The organism is Spiroplasma endosymbiont of Panzeria rudis, from assembly GCF_964019705.1.
GTDB lineage: Bacteria > Bacillota_I > Bacilli_A > Mycoplasmatales > VBWQ01 > Spiroplasma_E > Spiroplasma_E ixodetis_A.
In genome coordinates this window covers 818,086-835,736 of the sequence record NZ_OZ026460.1, presented here as the reverse complement: position 1 = coordinate 835,736, position 17,651 = coordinate 818,086, and the positions used below count along the sequence as shown (strand labels likewise).

The 17,651-nt window shown below is 22.4% G+C and carries 26 protein-coding genes; 11 read left to right on the top strand and 15 right to left on the bottom strand.

What is annotated here, in order from left to right; all coding sequences use genetic code 4:
* The first annotated feature begins 157 nt into the window (after window positions 1-157).
* Genes AACK89_RS04770 through AACK89_RS04720 form a run of 11 tightly spaced genes read left to right on the top strand, consistent with a single transcriptional unit; the run spans window position 158 to window position 10,429 of the window.
* Window positions 158-553: a terminase small subunit gene (locus AACK89_RS04770; RefSeq protein ID WP_338977586.1), complete on the top strand. Its 396-nt coding sequence runs from the start codon at window positions 158-160 to the stop codon at window positions 551-553.
* Window positions 547-1,899, top strand: coding sequence for a phage terminase large subunit (locus AACK89_RS04765; RefSeq protein WP_338977583.1), 1,353 nt, complete (start codon window positions 547-549; stop codon window positions 1,897-1,899). Before AACK89_RS04770 ends, AACK89_RS04765 begins: the two co-directional genes overlap by 7 nt.
* A 3-nt stretch (window positions 1,900-1,902) precedes the next feature.
* Complete coding sequence (locus tag AACK89_RS04760) at window positions 1,903-3,210, top strand: hypothetical protein (protein ID WP_338977581.1); 1,308 nt, start codon at window positions 1,903-1,905, stop codon at window positions 3,208-3,210.
* Window positions 3,179-6,034, top strand: coding sequence for a hypothetical protein (locus tag AACK89_RS04755; protein ID WP_338977578.1), 2,856 nt, complete (start codon window positions 3,179-3,181; stop codon window positions 6,032-6,034). Before AACK89_RS04760 ends, AACK89_RS04755 begins: the two co-directional genes overlap by 32 nt.
* Window positions 6,035-6,050: 16 nt before the next feature.
* Window positions 6,051-6,536, top strand: coding sequence for a hypothetical protein (locus tag AACK89_RS04750; protein ID WP_338977576.1), 486 nt, complete (start codon window positions 6,051-6,053; stop codon window positions 6,534-6,536).
* A 4-nt stretch (window positions 6,537-6,540) separates the two neighbouring features.
* Window positions 6,541-6,726, top strand: coding sequence for a hypothetical protein (locus tag AACK89_RS04745; protein ID WP_338977573.1), 186 nt, complete (start codon window positions 6,541-6,543; stop codon window positions 6,724-6,726).
* Between the two features lie 20 nt (window positions 6,727-6,746).
* Window positions 6,747-7,940 (top strand): hypothetical protein, encoded by a 1,194-nt coding sequence (locus AACK89_RS04740; RefSeq protein WP_338977570.1) that lies wholly within the window; start codon window positions 6,747-6,749, stop codon window positions 7,938-7,940.
* Window positions 7,941-7,945: 5 nt separating this feature from the next.
* On the top strand, window positions 7,946-8,722 hold the full coding sequence (locus AACK89_RS04735) for a hypothetical protein (protein WP_338977568.1): 777 nt from the start codon (window positions 7,946-7,948) through the stop codon (window positions 8,720-8,722).
* Complete coding sequence (locus AACK89_RS04730; protein ID WP_338977565.1) at window positions 8,706-10,076, top strand: hypothetical protein; 1,371 nt, start codon at window positions 8,706-8,708, stop codon at window positions 10,074-10,076. Before AACK89_RS04735 ends, AACK89_RS04730 begins: the two co-directional genes overlap by 17 nt.
* A gap of 4 nt (window positions 10,077-10,080) precedes the next feature.
* Entirely contained in the window at window positions 10,081-10,203 is a 123-nt protein-coding gene (locus tag AACK89_RS04725) for a hypothetical protein (RefSeq protein ID WP_338977563.1), read from the top strand.
* A gap of 19 nt (window positions 10,204-10,222) precedes the next feature.
* On the top strand, window positions 10,223-10,429 hold the full coding sequence (locus tag AACK89_RS04720) for a hypothetical protein (RefSeq protein WP_338977560.1): 207 nt from the start codon (window positions 10,223-10,225) through the stop codon (window positions 10,427-10,429).
* 32 nt (window positions 10,430-10,461) lie between these two features.
* On the opposite strand, the gene AACK89_RS04715 is transcribed toward AACK89_RS04720, so the two are convergent.
* The 15 genes from AACK89_RS04715 to AACK89_RS04645 form a co-directional block, all read right to left on the bottom strand.
* Window positions 10,462-11,313 (bottom strand): hypothetical protein, encoded by an 852-nt coding sequence (locus AACK89_RS04715; RefSeq protein WP_338977558.1) that lies wholly within the window; start codon window positions 11,311-11,313, stop codon window positions 10,462-10,464.
* Window positions 11,314-11,315: 2 nt separating this feature from the next.
* Window positions 11,316-11,573 (bottom strand): hypothetical protein, encoded by a 258-nt coding sequence (locus AACK89_RS04710; protein WP_338977556.1) that lies wholly within the window; start codon window positions 11,571-11,573, stop codon window positions 11,316-11,318.
* A gap of 501 nt (window positions 11,574-12,074) precedes the next feature.
* The gene (locus AACK89_RS04705) at window positions 12,075-12,416 is read right to left on the bottom strand and encodes a hypothetical protein (RefSeq protein WP_338977554.1); all 342 of its coding nucleotides are present in this window, start codon (window positions 12,414-12,416) and stop codon (window positions 12,075-12,077) included.
* 15 nt (window positions 12,417-12,431) lie between these two features.
* Window positions 12,432-13,349, bottom strand: a complete 918-nt coding sequence (locus AACK89_RS04700; RefSeq protein WP_338977551.1) for a recombinase RecT — start codon at window positions 13,347-13,349, stop codon at window positions 12,432-12,434.
* Window positions 13,342-13,467 (bottom strand): hypothetical protein, encoded by a 126-nt coding sequence (locus AACK89_RS04695; protein WP_338977550.1) that lies wholly within the window; start codon window positions 13,465-13,467, stop codon window positions 13,342-13,344. The genes AACK89_RS04700 and AACK89_RS04695 overlap by 8 nt, the downstream gene beginning before the upstream one ends.
* Complete coding sequence (locus AACK89_RS04690; protein WP_338977548.1) at window positions 13,460-13,657, bottom strand: hypothetical protein; 198 nt, start codon at window positions 13,655-13,657, stop codon at window positions 13,460-13,462. Before AACK89_RS04690 ends, AACK89_RS04695 begins: the two co-directional genes overlap by 8 nt.
* Complete coding sequence (locus AACK89_RS04685) at window positions 13,648-13,842, bottom strand: hypothetical protein (protein WP_338977547.1); 195 nt, start codon at window positions 13,840-13,842, stop codon at window positions 13,648-13,650. The genes AACK89_RS04690 and AACK89_RS04685 overlap by 10 nt, the downstream gene beginning before the upstream one ends.
* A gap of 96 nt (window positions 13,843-13,938) precedes the next feature.
* Window positions 13,939-14,100, bottom strand: a complete 162-nt coding sequence (locus AACK89_RS04680) for a hypothetical protein (RefSeq protein ID WP_338977546.1) — start codon at window positions 14,098-14,100, stop codon at window positions 13,939-13,941.
* Complete coding sequence (locus AACK89_RS04675; RefSeq protein WP_338977544.1) at window positions 14,087-14,743, bottom strand: PD-(D/E)XK nuclease family protein; 657 nt, start codon at window positions 14,741-14,743, stop codon at window positions 14,087-14,089. The genes AACK89_RS04680 and AACK89_RS04675 overlap by 14 nt, the downstream gene beginning before the upstream one ends.
* Window positions 14,736-14,858 carry a hypothetical protein gene (locus tag AACK89_RS04670; RefSeq protein WP_338977542.1) on the bottom strand — a complete coding sequence of 41 codons (123 nt, stop codon included), beginning with the start codon at window positions 14,856-14,858 and terminating at the stop codon, window positions 14,736-14,738. Before AACK89_RS04670 ends, AACK89_RS04675 begins: the two co-directional genes overlap by 8 nt.
* 18 nt (window positions 14,859-14,876) lie before the next feature.
* Entirely contained in the window at window positions 14,877-15,077 is a 201-nt protein-coding gene (locus AACK89_RS04665) for a hypothetical protein (RefSeq protein ID WP_338962426.1), read from the bottom strand.
* Between the two features lie 352 nt (window positions 15,078-15,429).
* Window positions 15,430-15,609, bottom strand: a complete 180-nt coding sequence (locus AACK89_RS04660; RefSeq protein ID WP_338977539.1) for a hypothetical protein — start codon at window positions 15,607-15,609, stop codon at window positions 15,430-15,432.
* 141 nt (window positions 15,610-15,750) lie between these two features.
* Window positions 15,751-16,170, bottom strand: coding sequence for a hypothetical protein (locus tag AACK89_RS04655; RefSeq protein WP_338977537.1), 420 nt, complete (start codon window positions 16,168-16,170; stop codon window positions 15,751-15,753).
* Window positions 16,171-16,387: 217 nt separating this feature from the next.
* The gene (locus AACK89_RS04650) at window positions 16,388-17,173 is read right to left on the bottom strand and encodes a hypothetical protein (protein ID WP_338977534.1); all 786 of its coding nucleotides are present in this window, start codon (window positions 17,171-17,173) and stop codon (window positions 16,388-16,390) included.
* A complete protein-coding gene (locus tag AACK89_RS04645; RefSeq protein WP_338979285.1) occupies window positions 17,070-17,633 on the bottom strand; it encodes a hypothetical protein in 564 nt (187 codons plus the stop codon). Before AACK89_RS04645 ends, AACK89_RS04650 begins: the two co-directional genes overlap by 104 nt.
* Window positions 17,634-17,651 lie beyond the last annotated feature (18 nt).

Below are 17,651 nucleotides of genomic sequence, written 5' to 3'. Positions count from 1 at the left end.
GCTATTTTTTGTTATAATTATATTATAAAAATTAAATAAAAGAATATATGAAGTAATTAATAAAGTTAATAAGTTAGTTTGAGATGTTTAACTTAAAGATTATATTAATTATAGCATAAATTTTTGTTTTTTAAAGCATATGAAAGGAGATTTTTATGTGCAAGAAGAAAAAATAAAAATAAGAACAATTTTTAATGATGCAAAAGCATTAAGAGAAAAATTAGAAGAATATTTTAATTATTGTAAACAAACTGAAGAAGTACCTACTAAAATTGGTATGTTAGTTTATTTAGATATTACAGAAAATACTCTTTATAGTTGAAAACAAAAAAAGAGAAATACTTTTTTACAACAAATTAATTGAGCATATTTACAAATACGCCATATTAATACACAAAGATATTTAAAAGCAAATGCAAATAATACTGCATGATATTTAGAAAGAGCATTTGTGAAAGAATATCATTTATCTACAAAAATTGATATAAAAAGTAGTGATAATACAGCCCCTATAGCAATTAGTTTAGAAAATAAAGGTAAAAATAAATGTTAAGTAATTTTGGTTATTTATTAGATATTGCTAAAAGAATGTATTTAAAACAACCTTTAAATATTACTAAAATTAAACAATTAGGTAGTCGTAAATCTGGTAAAACATTTAGTGATATTGAATTTCTTGGTATTTTATTAATGTTAGATAATATTAATATTCATGCTTATTTAATTCGTAATATGTCAAAACAATTAAATGATAGTTGACAAGAATTAAAACAAATTATTAGAGCAACATATCCTAGTATTAATTTTATTATTAGTGAAACTAAAAAAACTATTGAATTTAATGGTAGTAAAATAACTTGTAAATATTTACATTCACAAGATAATAGTAATGTTAAATTAACTGGATTAGCAAGTAATTATTTATATGATTATGTAATTATATGAAGTGATGAAAGATATGAAATTACTGAAAATGATTATCAAGATTTAAAAGATGCAATAAGAGGAGCAAATCAATTATTAGAAATTGAAAGTTGTAATCCTTGAAGTATTTTAAATGAATTTATTAAAAAAACTATAAATGCTTGTCCACAAAATGAAAAACAAATTATTAATGAATATGAACAATTTACTATTATTGATAATACTATTTATCATTATCAAAATTGAAAATTAAATACTTATTTAAAAGATAGTGATAAACAACAATTATTAGAAATAGAAGTTCTAGACCCAATATCTGCAAGAGTAAGAAGTCATGGTTTAGTAGGTTATGAATCTGGTGGTATATATTCACATCTTATCCATAAGATATCTCGCTTATTACAACCAAGTTATAGATTTAGTGCTGGATTAGATTATGGGTTTAAAGATGATGCTTTAGCATGTTTATTAATAGGTTTTGATTATAATTTTAAATTTGTTAATGTTATTGATTGTTTAAAAATAGAAAATAAATTAATTCGTTATGATAATAAACAATTAGCAAGATTAGTAGTTGAGTTTTATATTAAATTAGCAAAAGAAAATAATTTGTTATATGAATATGGTTTAACTGTATATTGTGATTTTAGTAATTATACATTTATTGAAATGCTTAATGATACAGCAATTAAATATCAAGTTAATTCATGATTATATTTTAAAGATTGTGTGAAATTAAGACTTGAGTTTAGAATAGGTAAGAATGTTGCTTTAATGGCTTCAGAACGCTTAAATATTAGTATGAATGCACAACCATTATTAGATGAATTTAGATTGGCTGTATGAGACCCTAAAAGTATTAAACAAATACCATTAGCAGGTAATGACCATTTACGTGATGCATTTGATTATGCTATAGAACCATATATTAGAAATTTAAGTGCAAATATAAATCCTTATTTTGAAAGGAAGTAACATATGAATAATCATAATACTGAAATATTAACTCCTAATTGATGTATGATAAATCTTCAAGAAATTATAGCAAATCATGCTTCAAAATTACTATGAGGTAATGGTTATACTTTAACAAGTGAACATAAAGAATATAAAGATGCTATTGAAAAATTAAAAGAATGAAATAATTTTGATAGTTTGTTTTATCAAGATTGTCATATTAAATCTGGTTATGGTTATAGTATTGTTCAAATTGATAAAAGTAAAACTGGTAGAATTTCATTAAATTTTGCTCAGCCATATGCTCAATCAAGAGTTGCAAGAGTATTAGAAACTGAATATAGTGCTAGTACATGGTCAAGATTACAATATGATGACCAAAGTATTTATGTTAAAACAACATATACTCCAAATCAAATAATTAGATATTTTACTAGTGATTTTATTACATTAGATGGTTTACAAGAAAAGATAAGTAAAGATTTACAATTACCTTTAATAGAAAATCATAATTTAGGTATTATTCCAGTTAAATTTATGCAAAATTTACCTAAAAAGAATTTCTTTGGTGGAGTTATTGGTGATTATTATCCAGATATGACACCAATTAAAAAATTACAAAAATTGTTAAATAAAACATTTGAATCAATTGAACATGAACTTGAATATAATGTTACTCGTGTATTTTTAGATATTACTGAACAAGAAATAAATCAATCTAAAACTGCTTTTGATTTAAAAAAATTAATAGGTAAATTTATTTTACAAGCAAATTTAAGAAGTTTAGGAAGTACTAGTGGAACACCACCAATTGCTATTTTACAAGGTAGTCCAATATTAGATAAATATGCTGAATTTATTCAATTTATTATTGATAAAGCATTTGAAGGTAGTGGATATAGTCCAGTAAATGATACTACAAGTCAAAAAACTGAAGCAGAAGTATTAATTACTAATTCAAGAGATATGGAAACTACAAGAATTAAAAGAACATTAAATCAAAGTGATTGAAATGAAATATTTCAAAGATGTTTTATATTAATGGGATTAGATGGTGATAAATCTAAATGAACATTTGAAATTAAAGAAAATACTATTACAGATAGATTAAAATCACTTGAAATTGATGAAGCAGAATTAGCATTAGATTTAACTAACAGAAAACGTATTATTGTTAAAAGATATGGTGTTAGTGAAGAAGAAGCAATGAACATTCTTAAAGAAAATAGAAGAATGAGAAAAGAAGAAATTGATTTTGATAATGGATTAGTAAAAGATATTGATGGAGAAACTAAAAATGATACCGAAAATAAATCATCAATTAATTAAAACAGTTTGAAAATCAACTGGTGAAATTGAAAAAGATTTTACACAAAATAAAGATTTACAATTTCGTGTATGTCCTTTTACTATTATTTTAGGTGCGATAAATTCAACAGAAACGGGCTATAAACCACCAACTTCAATACCTAATGATTATACTTCATTTAGTAAAATCTTTACTGGTAGAGAAGCAATACAAGCAGTATGAGACCATTCTTATTATCCTATTCAAAATAAAGATAATCCAGATGAAGCATATAAACAATTGCAAATTGGTGATGTATTTTATGGAAATATTTTAAGTGATCAATTAGGTATTACTTATTCAGCAACTCCAGCAAATAATGCTTTTATTCAAGAACAAGCAATTAAAAATGTAGTTATTAATATTCCAAATGAAAAAAAGAATTTTAATTTTATTAATAATATTGTTTCAAATTTATATAAATTATATATGATTCCAGAAATTAATAAAGTTATAAATACTGATAAATCAATTAAAGTTGATAGACAGTGATATATTCTGGAAGTTGCAAGTAAAACTTATAATAACGAAAATAAAGAATTGGCTTATATTCAATGTACTTTTAGTTCATTAAATGATAAATTAGCCCATAGTGGATTAGCAATTAATCAATATGTGCAATTAGGTGCACCTGCTGACCCAGTAGCATTACCAGCATTAGATGAAAATAATAATATTATTTTAGATGATAATTATTTAACACCATTACCAGTTACTCATTGTCAAATATCTTTTTATGGTTCAGTAAAACCTATTTCAATAGCATTATGAGGAAGAGATATTGATAATAATCCTGAAAATACTAAACAACATAAATATAGACAATATCCAAGTAAATTATTATTTCCATGACAATATCAATGTTCAACTTATGACCCAGTAAGTTTTCAAGCATTACCAGAAACTAATTATGTATTAACTGTGCAAGGGCAATCAACTATGGATGGTTATACAGAATGAAGAAAAGAAGTACTACCATTATATGATGATGGTGCAACTCAACATTATGAAGGTCATTTACTTACTAATTTAGAAAAAACTAAAAATACTAATAAGGTTGATGTATCAAATAGATTAGTTAATTATTGAGATAATAATTTTTTAAATGGTGCTGAAATTGAAGATTATAATTATGCAACTGCTGGTAATCCATATTTTCAATATTATAATAAAAATAATAAAAAATTTATTGGTAATACTCATTATAATATGAATAATAATAAATTTAAGCAATTAAATACTATAAATGCTTTACATTATTTTATTTATAATCCTATTAGTGAAATACCTTTAACAATTAGAGAAACTATTAAAATTAATCTTAATACTATACCTATATTTGGCTCATTTATGAATGCTTTTGTTGGTGGATTAGATATTGGAGCAAAGTTAAGTAGTAATTTGTTAATTCCACAATTTAATTACATAAATGGTTTAATATCTGCTGAATTATATACTTTTTATACAAAATTATTATATTCAACACCACCTAGTGGTAATCCTATACCACTTGATATGTTTAGAAATGATACACCAGATTCAATTCAAGCAGGATTAGGTTCGGCAAGTCATATGACATCATTTACATTTAATTTAACTGATAAATTATCAATGGCAAGGTTTGATATTAATAATCAATCATTTAATGATAATACTGTACAAGAAACAGTAAATTTAGGCCAATTAGATATTAAAAATAAAAATTTAGTTAATTTATTAGCAAAAGATGATAATGATACATCATTATTACAACCATCAGATTTTACTAATACAAATATAATAAAATGAGCAATTGATATGATTGATATTAAAGTTGTTGGTAAAAGCAATTTTAAAATAACATTTTATAGTATGCCAGATAATAGAAATGGTGCTGTTAATGATAATTTTAGTATTTGAAGTGGTACTTATCAAACAGTGGGTAAAGCAAGTAATAATAGTAGATTAATTCAAAATACATTTATTTTAGCCAATAATACTTTTAAATTTGACCGACCATTTAATTATCCACAAGCAATACAACCACCTCCAATAATAGAGAGAGCGCATCCTATATTTATTGATTTAAGTAATCAAAGTCAATATGGAATTAATAATAATATTTCTGAACCATTATCAAGTAAAGATATACATTACTATAGAATGAAACCAAATTGAAGAGAAAATCAAGAAAAAGGTAAATTTTTAAACTATATAGATATTAATGTTAAAGATTATGGATATGAAAATATTGATAAATTTAAAGATGATTATGAAAGTATCACATTTAATTTTAATTTTAATATGAATGCAATATATTCAAATAAATATTTAGGATTAAATTATACTAATTCTAAAAACTGATTTACACCTATTATTATTAAATTAAATGATATTGGTAATATTGCTGATAGTCAAGGTTTAAATGCAAGTTTTCAAGATAATGATACGATTTATAATAATAATTCTGGTAATCACATAGATATGAATAATAATTGAACATTTAATATTAATAATATTTTTAAAGATAATAAATTTGACCAAATTGCTTCTTTAACTAATACTGAAAGATTAAAAAATATATATATCAATAATTTAATATCAACAAATGACAATCCAAGTAGTGGTGTTAAAATATTAAATTCAATTTGATTTAAAATAATGGCATTTAAAGGTGATAGTGATGATTGAATATCAATTCAATATCAATTTATTATTACAACTCCATTAACTAATCAAGCAGTTGCTCCGTTTTATGAAAAATTTGAAGAAAATTGAAATCTTCAAACTGTATCATTGGTAATTAATCCTAAAAGTGCGACATAGAAAGGTGGTGGTAATTATGTTAAATGAAAATGAAATGAAAGAAGGTAATAATATGGAAGAAAAAGAAAAAGATGAACAAGAAGAAACTAAGGAAGAAGAAGTAAAATCAGAAGAAAATACTGAAAAAGAATCTGAATTTGAAGAAAAAAAAGAACCAGAAAATGAAGAAGTTAAAGAACCAACTTTAGAAGATAAATATAAAGAATTAGAAGAAAAATATAATGCTTTATATAAAGAAAAAACTGATAAAGATAGAGAAATTAGACATTCAGAAAGTTATAAAAAATATGATTTATCACAAGAAAATATTAATTTATTAAAAAGATATCTTGGAGATAAAGAAGATATTGATGAAGAATTATCAAATTTAAATAAAGATTTTCCACATTTATTTAATAAAAATAAAGATACAAATATTAGTAATTCTTTAGATGTAAAAGATAAATTTAAAGAAGAAAAAGAAGATGAAGTAGATACTAGAAAAATAGGAATGGTAGGTTAAAAATATGACAAAAATTGAATTTAATGAAAAATATAGAAAACAAGATATTAGAATTGATAGTGATTTTGAATTACATATTGATAATTATTTTAAATTTACTGATGTTGATATGTTACAAAATGCAATTAATGATTATAAAACATTAATAAATGAAATGCCACAATTAGTTAAAGATTGACTATTAGGATAATATAGAAGGAGAATAATAAAATGGCAATTATTACAACACAATCAACAACAATTAATGACCCAAGTAATCCAACTGGGAAATTAGATTTATCAGTTAAATATATTAAAAATTTAAAAGTTTTATTATCAAAAAGAGTTGCATTAATTAATGCTACAATAGAAAATAGAGAGCAATTAGATGCTGGTACTGCTATTTATAATATTACTAAAAGAAATCTTACAGATGATTATACAGCAGGTGCTGGTGCTAATGATTTAACAGCCACAAGAGTTGAACAAATTTTATTAGATAAAAAGAAACAAATTGTTTTTGAAGAAGAAACACTTGATTTAAAACGTTTAGGTGCAAAATATGAAGATGGTAATGTTCTAGTATCAGATAGTTTAGCATCAAGTTGAATTGATGCTAAAGCAAAATCAGTAGAGACTTATTTAGTAGCAAAATTATTATCATTAGCAGTTAAAACAGCAAAAGATAATGACATTATTAAAATTGCATTACCAAGTACACCAAAAATAGATGATTATCGTATGCTTTTATGATTAAAAATATCAAATACATTAGCAACATTAAAAGCAAGAATTACTGATGAATATATTGGTACAGATGAAGAAGATTATACATTATGAGTATCTAGTTTCTTTAAACCATTAGTATTATTATCAACAACTACATTAGGTAGTGATAGTGCAAATCAATCATTAAAAGATGGTAAAATTGTAGAAATTGGTGGCATTAAAATTGTAGAATGTCCTTGATTAGGTAGAAATTATCCAATTGGAACTATTGATAAAAAAGAAGGATTTAATTTTTTAGGATGTGATGCTGTATTAGTTCATAAAGAAGCATTAGCATTTCCTTTTAATCGTGGTCAAGATAATATTTTTGTTTTACAAACTAATGGTAATGTTAAGAATTTTCATAAGTTTTTAGTATCAGAAGGTAAAGCATTACGTCCAGATTTAGTTAAAGGATTTACAGTTACTTCAAGTATTGATATTGCAACAGCAATTGAATTTACTAATTTAGGTGCTATTACTATGGCTGGTGATACTCCAACAGCAGATGAAGTAGAAAAAGCAGTTATTGCTAAAAATCCTAATTATCGAAAAGGTAATGCTAATTTTTCAAATTTAACAGCAACAAGTGCTAATGTTGAAGGTAAAACTTTATATGATGGTTCTTTACAAGTAACTTTTACAAAAAAGAAGTAATTTAAATGCCTATTATATTATTGTTAAGAATGATATTAGAAACTGCTGTTAGTGATATTCAAACTGCTGAATTAATAGAAAAATTTAAAAAAAGTAATTCATTATTTAATAGTTTTTTAAAAAATCCAGCAGGAATATTAAAAAATCAATTAATGTCAAAAGTATTAGGACAAGGTAAATCACAAAAAGAATTATCTGAATTTCAACAAGTTTTACAAAAATTAACTAATTTACCAGTAATTCATAAAAAAATAATGACACATATTACTAATAATAATATTGCTAAATTACAACATATTCAAAAACAATATTTAAATGGTAAGTCATTAATGGATAAAGGTAAAGAAATTATTATGAATTCTTTAACAGAACAAGATTATGACAATATGATTGGAATTTATATAAATCTTTCTAGTAGTGCATTAGCAGGTGGTATATGAACTCCAATAGTACAAGCACAATCTGGTACATATGGTATTGCTTCATTAACGTATCGGACATCTAATAAAAGTTATGATTATTTTAATGTTTCAAGAGAAACTTGAATTGATATGTGTAAAGCCACAGGTTCTCATGGTAGTGGTGCTAATAAAATTTTTGTTAATCAATATTTAGGTGGAGTTGATAAAACTAGAAAAGAAATGGATGCTACTGTTAGAAAAAATGTTAGTCAATTAAATAGAGCAGTAACTAAACCTAATAAATCAGTTATTAGTACAGTTAATAAATCACAAGTAGTACAAGGATATGGAAGGTATAAAGATTATGGAAAACAAAAATAATATTGATTGAAATGTAAATTTAAATTATATTACAAAAGATGATTTAAAAACTATATATGGTTTTATACCAGATGCTGACCAAACTACTAATGATAATAATAAGACTGATTTTACTATTATGGCTATTGCTATTTCAAGTGAACGCATTAATACTATTACTGGTAATCAAATTGAAGTAATAGGATTTAAAAATCTTAATGAAACTCAACAACAATTAGTTAAAAGAGCAACAGCAAGAATGACTATATATTATTTAACTGATGGAATGGCATTTATAAGAAGTTCAGTATCTATTAGTGGTAATGGTTTATCAAGTAGTATTAGTCCACCAAGTGAACCAGATTATGTATTAATGGAAGTATATAATTTATTACAACAAGCAAATTTACATACTCCAAGAAAAGCAATTAATAATCCTATTTCATGTAATACAGATAATTTTAATACACCTAATATTTTTGATGAAAGTGATAGAAGAATAATTACTTGAGATTCTGGAAATAAAACATTTTTACGAAAAGAAGGATTAATTGCTGGTACCGGTATTAAAATAGAGGATGTTAGTGATACTATACCTAAATTAAAAATTCATGTTGATAGTAATATTGATTCATTATGAGAAGTTAATAAAGATAATCCTAATTTTATTAATTCAAAAGATGATAAAGGTATTGATGTTAATGGAAAAAGAATCATTGATGTAGGTACACCTACTTTTTTAAGTGATGCTACAACTAAAGTATATGTTGATAATTTATTAGATAAAAAACAAGATAAATTAATTGCTGGTGAAAATATTAATATTGATGAAAATAATAAAATTAGTGCAAGTGGTGGTAAAGTAGATTTATCTGATTATTATAAAAAAGAAGAAGTAGATAAAAAAATAGAAGATAAAATTGATAAAGACCAATTTAAATATTATTTTTCTATTAATACTATTGGTACTGAAATCCCTAATTTAGAAACTACTGATAAAACTATTGCCGGTGCTATTAATGAATTAAATAAAAAACAACAACAACCAACTCCAATTCCACCAAGTGGTTCAAATTGAAAAGAAGTAGGAATTATTTCTGGTAAAAATCAATTTATTACTTATGATTTTAAACCTAATAAAGAGTATAGATTATCTTTTACTTGACTGCCTAATGATATTAATAATTCAGTTATTCAATTTTTAAATTTTTATATTTTAAAAGAAAAAACTCCTTTTTCAGTTTTACAAACTTTTTATCAAGAAAATAATGCTGATTTAAAATTGTGTATTAGTAATAATTTAATAGCAGTTTTAAATTATAATAATGAAAAAGTTGATAACTGTTTATATAAATTAGAAGAATTACAGGAATAATATTATGTTTTTTAAAATTATAAAAATTATTTTAGGTTTAATTGGAGTAATTCTATCATCTGCAACTGCTGGTTTAATTATATTTATTATTGTAAAAATTATATTTAAAATTAATCAAATATTTTAAAGAAAGGTGGTGATTTAATATGGATACTACAACAATTATTATAGTTGCTAATTTATGTATTAATGGGGGTTATGTTTTAATTAAATTAGGAAAAGCATTTATTGCTTTTGGAAAATCTTTAACAGACCCTAATAAAAAAGCACTTAAAAAACAAAATAAAATTAATAAATTACAAAGTAAATTAAATTCTATTAATAAACAAACAGAAGTAAAAAGTATTTATTAATATTAAAAAATGCCTTTAATAGGCATTTTTATTTATAAACTCATGTGATTATAATCTCAATTTAATGAAGCATTATCATGATTTAATGGTACTTCACTCATATTATCACTACCATATTGACTAGTTGTTTCACTATTAATTGTGAATCTATTATCATTAATTAATCTTGCAGTTTCATTATTAAATGGTGTTTCTTGCATTTCTTGAATATGATTTGTAGTTTCCATAGGTATTAAATTATGGATTATTTCACTTGCACCAGCAATTATGGTAGGTATTGCATAAGCATTATTAAAATCATTATTAATACCCATAGCAACACCACTTGATATCAAACATCCACCAGTTGCCATATTACAAATCTTTCTTATTGCTTCAAATTTATTAGGTATTAATTCTGTAATACCAGCAATTAAATTTGCTATACCATAAACATTTAATGAAATATAAGTATCTCAGTCCATTAAATTCTTATGAGTAGTATTAGAATTACTAAATAATAAATCTGGTGGAAATGGGTCTACTGTAGTAGTACTTGTAGTAGTTATTAATGGTGTAGTACTTGTAATAGGAAATGGTGTTGTAGTAGGTTGTATAGGGTTAATTTCATTATTTATAAATTTACTATAATTTACTAAACCAATTGTTCCTAATCCTAATAATATTTTTTTAGAACTATTAATTAATTTAGTTTTAGTACTTGGTATTTGATTTAAATTTCAAATATCTAAACCTAATTTTTTACCAAATAATAAACTATTAATTGAACCTAAAATAGGATTACCTATTACTTGACCATAATAAGCACTTGTGCCAATCATTGCTGATAAAGGACTTATTGAAGAGCGTATTATTTTTGTTAATGTATAATTATTTGTTTCCATTTTTATTCTCCTTTTATAAATTTAAATTGCATATTTCCAATAGTATCTCTATTATTACCAACTATAATTAAATATCCAGTTTGATTATTTTCTATTATTCATGAATAATAAATATCTTGTGGATATAATTTTGGATATAAATTTAATGCTAATAAATAACATAAAGCATCTTCTTTATTTTTTAATAATCCTACTGTTAGACATTTTATTTCTTTAGGACTTTTTTCATTATAAAATCATTCAGTTCTAATATTTCTCATTATTTCACATCCTTTTATGAACTCATCAGCACCGTAATAAACGGTGGACTAGGTAGACCTGTTTCTTTATAAGTGTCCAACGGTACGTATATATTAAATATATAACTTATTATTCTAGAATTCCGCTCTCGCGACATAATTTCACACTTACCTAGTTTCGTTCTGTATAAAATAAAATTTAGGACTTACATTGACATATTTTAAGCAAGAATAAAAAATAGGGAATAGGAGTTAAATTAAGAACAGTATATGTCAAATGCCTATCATTTTATTTAATCTTTGATTATTGCTATTGCTCCTAAAATAAGAACAACTAATCAAAATAATGATATTATTGCAACTGGTGTACTAACTATTACTATTAATAAAATCCCTCATCAAGGCATTAAGTATCCTCCTTAATTATTTTCAATATTAATATCATCAATATTTATATTGATAGTTATTCCATCTAAATTTTTTAATTCTTTTAATTTATCTATTATTTCTAAAATATCTTGTTTAGTCATTATCAAATTCACCTTTTTCTATAAATTCAAGTACTTTATAATAAGCAGTAAGTTTACCCGCTTCTTTTAAAGAATCACATAAGCAAATACTAATTTGCTTTTTTAATCAAATAATTAATTTTTCTTTATTAATACAATTTTTATGCCTTGATTTATTAATTTCATCAACTTTAATTCTATGTTCTTTACAATATGCTCTACAATATTCATCAAATTGCTCTTCTGTCATATTTTCACATTGTCTTTGTCTTTGTTCATTTTTAATTTCATCATAATGTGGTTCATGAATAAATTTTTCAAATGTTATTGTTTCAGTTCATGTACATCTATTCATTACTTATTCTCCTTATTAAACTTCAAAATTTTCTATAATTTCTTCTTCTTTTTCTAATTCTTTTAATTTAGATAAAGTAGAATTTAAATCAGTATTATCAGTTGAAGTTGAATTAGTAATAGTATCAATAGTATCTTGATATTCTTTAAACTTAGGATTTGAATCAATAATATCAATAATATGATTATTTGGATTATCAATATATATTTTTTCATTTTCAGTAATAATTGCTTGGTCATTTTCATAAGCAATTTGCATATCAACTGACATAATTCCTCATTTTCTTAATAATTGAGTTAATACAGTCTTTAATGCCATACTATCAAAATCACTAACAATAAATTTTTTATTTTTTTTATACGTTTCACTATATTTATTAAAATGTTCTATTATCTGTTCGCTTGTTCAATATAAATTTTTTTCAAAACCATTTTTTAATTTAAAATAGGCACAATAACCTACTATTTTTGATTTTAATCTTTCAATAGGATTTTCAATAAATTTAAATTTTATTTCATCTTTTAAATAATCAATCTTTTTTAATTCTCCTTCTCTAACTTCAATAACATTAATTTTTTTATATTGTTGACTTCTTTGCGCTAATTGAATATAACCTTTATATCCCATTTGAAACTGTGCTTCTTTAACAGTTATTCAATCACCGTTTTCATCTTTATATTTACGATTAAATGGTACAACTCAACAATAACCAAAATTCTTTTCTAAAGGTAATTGTAATAATGTTGCTTGATAACATGCTTCTAATATTGTAGTTAAACTAGTTTTTGCTAAACCTAATTGATTTTTAATTGCTAAAGCATTACTTTTAAATCTTTGTACTTCTTTTTCACTCATATTATTACCTTGATTTTTATTAGTAAATCATTGTTCAATAGTTAATGAATTTTTATTTTTAATTAAATCATTACTCATTATTTTCTTCTCCTTCATCTCAAATTATTTTTTCAGCATTTAAAATTTTTAAAATTTCATCTAATTTTTTATTAATTTTGCCTAAGTGTTTTAATAAAATTAAAATTGATTTATCCATAAGTTTCTTCCTTTGTAATTTTAATTTTTCCAAATATGGAACATGTTATCATCATCCCTATTATTGTTATAATTCCACCAATATAAGTTAATATAAAACCAATTATTCAAATTGGAATAAACAATATTGCTATTGGTGACAATAATATCTTTGCTCATATTGGTAATTTTTTAGTATTAACTACCTTCATTTTTTAACTCCTTTAAATCTATTATCTAAATGTACTTCAATATTTTTACTAGGATTAACTATTAAATGACTATTAATCTCAATTCAATTATTTAGATTACTATCTAATTTTTTAGGTAATTTATCAAATTCAATTGAATTACAAGAATAAATAGTTTTTTCTTTAATTGATTTTTCAGTAATCATTATTTATTTTCCTTAATTATTTCATCAACTATTTTTTCTAAACATTTCAAACATCAATATTTACTTAATCAAATTCTTTTATTACAATACTTACATTTATTCATACTTATTTATCCTTGTTTTTAATAAACTCAATTCATATTTAATTTGTTTTCTAATTTCAAATTCAATTACTTCATCATGCGAATATTCTAATAATTCATTTAAATATTTAATATTTTCTTTAATTTGCTCTATGTTTTCTTTATTCATTTTCATTTTTATTTTCTCCTTTAAAATATTTTGTTTTTGCATTAAATCATTCAATTAATAACTCACTTGTTATTTCAATTTCAATTGCTTCTTGATTATTTTTATTAGTTAAATAAACATAAGTTTTATAAGATGGAATTATGCCATTATCAAGTAACATACAATAATAAGCAGTTAATTGTAATTTAATTCTTTTTAATTTATCTTCATCAATACAAGCATAAGTTTTATAATCAACTAAATAATATTTATTTTCTTTTTTATCTAAATAAACTAAATCTGGTGTTCCAGCAATTAAAGTATCACTAATAGGTTTTTCAATAATAAATTCATAATTATTTTTATCTTTAAATTTTTCTTTTAAAAACATAAGTGATTTTTTACAATAAGAATAATTTATTGAATTTGTTACTGGTTTTAATTTTTTTAATAAATTATTAATAATATTTTCTTCATTAATATTTTGTAAATATAATTCATTAAGTTTATGAACTCATTTACCACGATTTGAAGCATTTTTTAATACTTCTGGTGCTATATGACTATAACCAAAACCTAAATAATTATCAATAATTCTAGAAACTGATATTAATTCTTTATTTTCTAAAAAATACTGATGAGTTTCTTTTTTAAAAATTAATTTACTCATATTTTTTTCTACCTATTAATATTCAAAAACATTTATTACATAATCTATTACCAAAAGAAGATTGTTTTCTACAATTATCACAAGAACCATTCATTCTATATTCTCTATATTCCATAAATATTTTTCCCTTTCATTAATTAAGTTTTTCTTGATTTGGATATTGCATATCTAATTCAAATGCTAATATTTCATAATGTATAATATATGCATCTTCTAATAAATGATGTTTATAATTTTTATGAAAATTATTTGCTTCCTTAAATGTATAAAAAACTTTATATTTTGTTTCAAATGTATAATTAACTTTATATTTTATTAAATAAACGTATGTCATATTTATTTTTCTCCTTTTAATTTTTTATTGTGTTATGATATTGTTAATAAGGTATGTATTTATATATAAACCCCCTATTTTTTTAAATAATACAAATGTAATTGTTAATTAGATTAATGGGGTATTTACTGAGCCATAATAAGGCTATTCAAATTAATCTATAATTACATTAAGCGATATACTGTTACTTTCTAATTTGCTTAACATTAGAATCCTTTTATACTGATAGAAGAATAGGTCTATAACCAACAGTAATTTATTTTTCTTCCGACAGGGTATTAAGTTTTAATCTTTTAACAAAAAAAGAACGATAGTTATATCGTTCTTTGTTATCCAATTATTAATCCAAGGGTTAAAGTGATGCGCCCATTATTTCTGACTTAATATCACTAGTAGCAATTTTCACCATTGCAAAAACTAACCTACTTAAGTAACTTTTACCAGTATCATTAACACCAGCAATAATAGTAATATCACCAATATTTAAAGAAGTATCATTAAAAGGACCAATATTTTTTATTTTTAATTTCATTTATATCACCTATATATCATTTTAAACTATATAAATATAATAACATTTAACATTATTAAAATGTAGAAAAATAATAATAGTAAAAAATAATATATTATTGTTAGTATTGAAATATTAATAATAAATATAAATTATTAAATTTTAATGAATATAGTAATTGTTAATTATTTCACAATTTTCGATTGCATCTCAAAAATTATTATTTTTTATTTTTACTTTTAAACCAATAATTAAAAAAGTTAATGCAATAGTAAAAAATCCAAAAATTGGAGTTAAAATTATACAAAAAATAACTCCAATTTGTAATTCTATTCAATTATAATAATTTCCAATATTTTGACTTATATAACATACGTATTTTGGTGAATATTCTAAAATATGATATATGCTAGTTATAGCTAATATTTGAAATCCATTTCTTTCTATATTTTCAAACTTTAACGTTGTTTGATTACGAATATGAAAATGATAATCACAAAAATCTATGAGAATTAAACCAGAAATTATAAATAAAATAGTTAAAATAAATAATAATATTGTTATTATTTGTATTTTTTTCATTTATTTTTGCTCCCTTAAATCTAATATAATAAAGAAAATTAATATATATTTTGAAAAATAAAAATATTTTTATTTATACAACGTAACAATATTAACAAATTTAATTAACTTTACAATAATGTTTATCTATTTTTATAAATAATATGGAAACTATTTATTATTATTTTACAGTTTTTTTTATTAAAATATTAATTTTTAAGAAAAGTTTTAGTAGTAGTTATCCAATTGATAACTTTCTTCTTTTTTCGCTATCATTTTTTTCTGTATTTTCTAATTTACGCTTTTCTTTGTTAACTTCTTCTTTTGTTAATCATTCTTTTACTTTATTAAAATCTGTTTTCTTTTCTTCTGATCAATTTGTATCATCTTCATCTAATATTGCATCTAGGTATATCTTAAAAATTGCTTTTTCATTATCAGATAAATTTTGATCAGTTTGATATTTTTTGAAATTATGAAAAGCAGTTACTCGTTGTTCTAAAACATCTTTTTGTAATTCATTAAAATTAGGACAATTTGGAAGTTTTTTAATAAATGTTATAATTTTTGAATCAACATATGATAAATCATCTAACATACTATCTACTTCTTCTTTTATCTCATTATCAAGAAGATAATTTTTATTTTTAAAAGGATTACTATCTATTTTGTTAATATCAGTTAATACACTATTAACCAAATAATTAGTAACTTCTTTTAAGTTATATTTAATAGCTAAAGTTCATCAAGTTAATCCTTCTCTAGTTATATAATTATTATAATTACATTCATTTGTTATTAAAAAATCAATAATCATCATTTCAATTTGATTTTGATTTCTTGGTAATTGATGTAATCAATCAATTATCATATCTTCAAATTTAAAAGGTTTTTCATTATTTTTATTTTTAATATCAAAATTAATTTGTAAATCACCATTTTCATTTTTTAATAATAGTGTTCTTATAATTTTTTTTATTATTACTTCTAATTGCTCTATGTAATATAGTGTTATTAAACTCATCAATAGGTGTATTAATATCAAAATATTTGCAATTTTCTATTATTTCTAACATATCAAAATTGTTGTTTAGGATTGCTATTTCATAAGGTATATTACCATTATCATCTATTTGATAAAAATTAGTTTTTTTAGTGATGGCAAAATTAATTCTAAAATCAGTTTTATTACCTTCTTTAGCAATAATATGTAAAAGATTTTGATTTTTAATATTAACACTATTAATATTAAAATGAGAATTATTTTGAAAATCATTAACTAATTCACGAATTTCTTTATTTGTCGGATATGCATCAGCTTTATTAATTTCTTGTATTAATAATTTGCAAAATGGAGTTTCATTTTGCAAATTTACTAAATTGGGATTAACTTGTGAATTATTAATTAGTTGCTTTGCTATATTTTTAAACTCTCCTCCAAGTTTTCAGTCTACAATATATTGTTTCATAATTGCTAAATGTAAAGGTGAATTTCCTTCAAT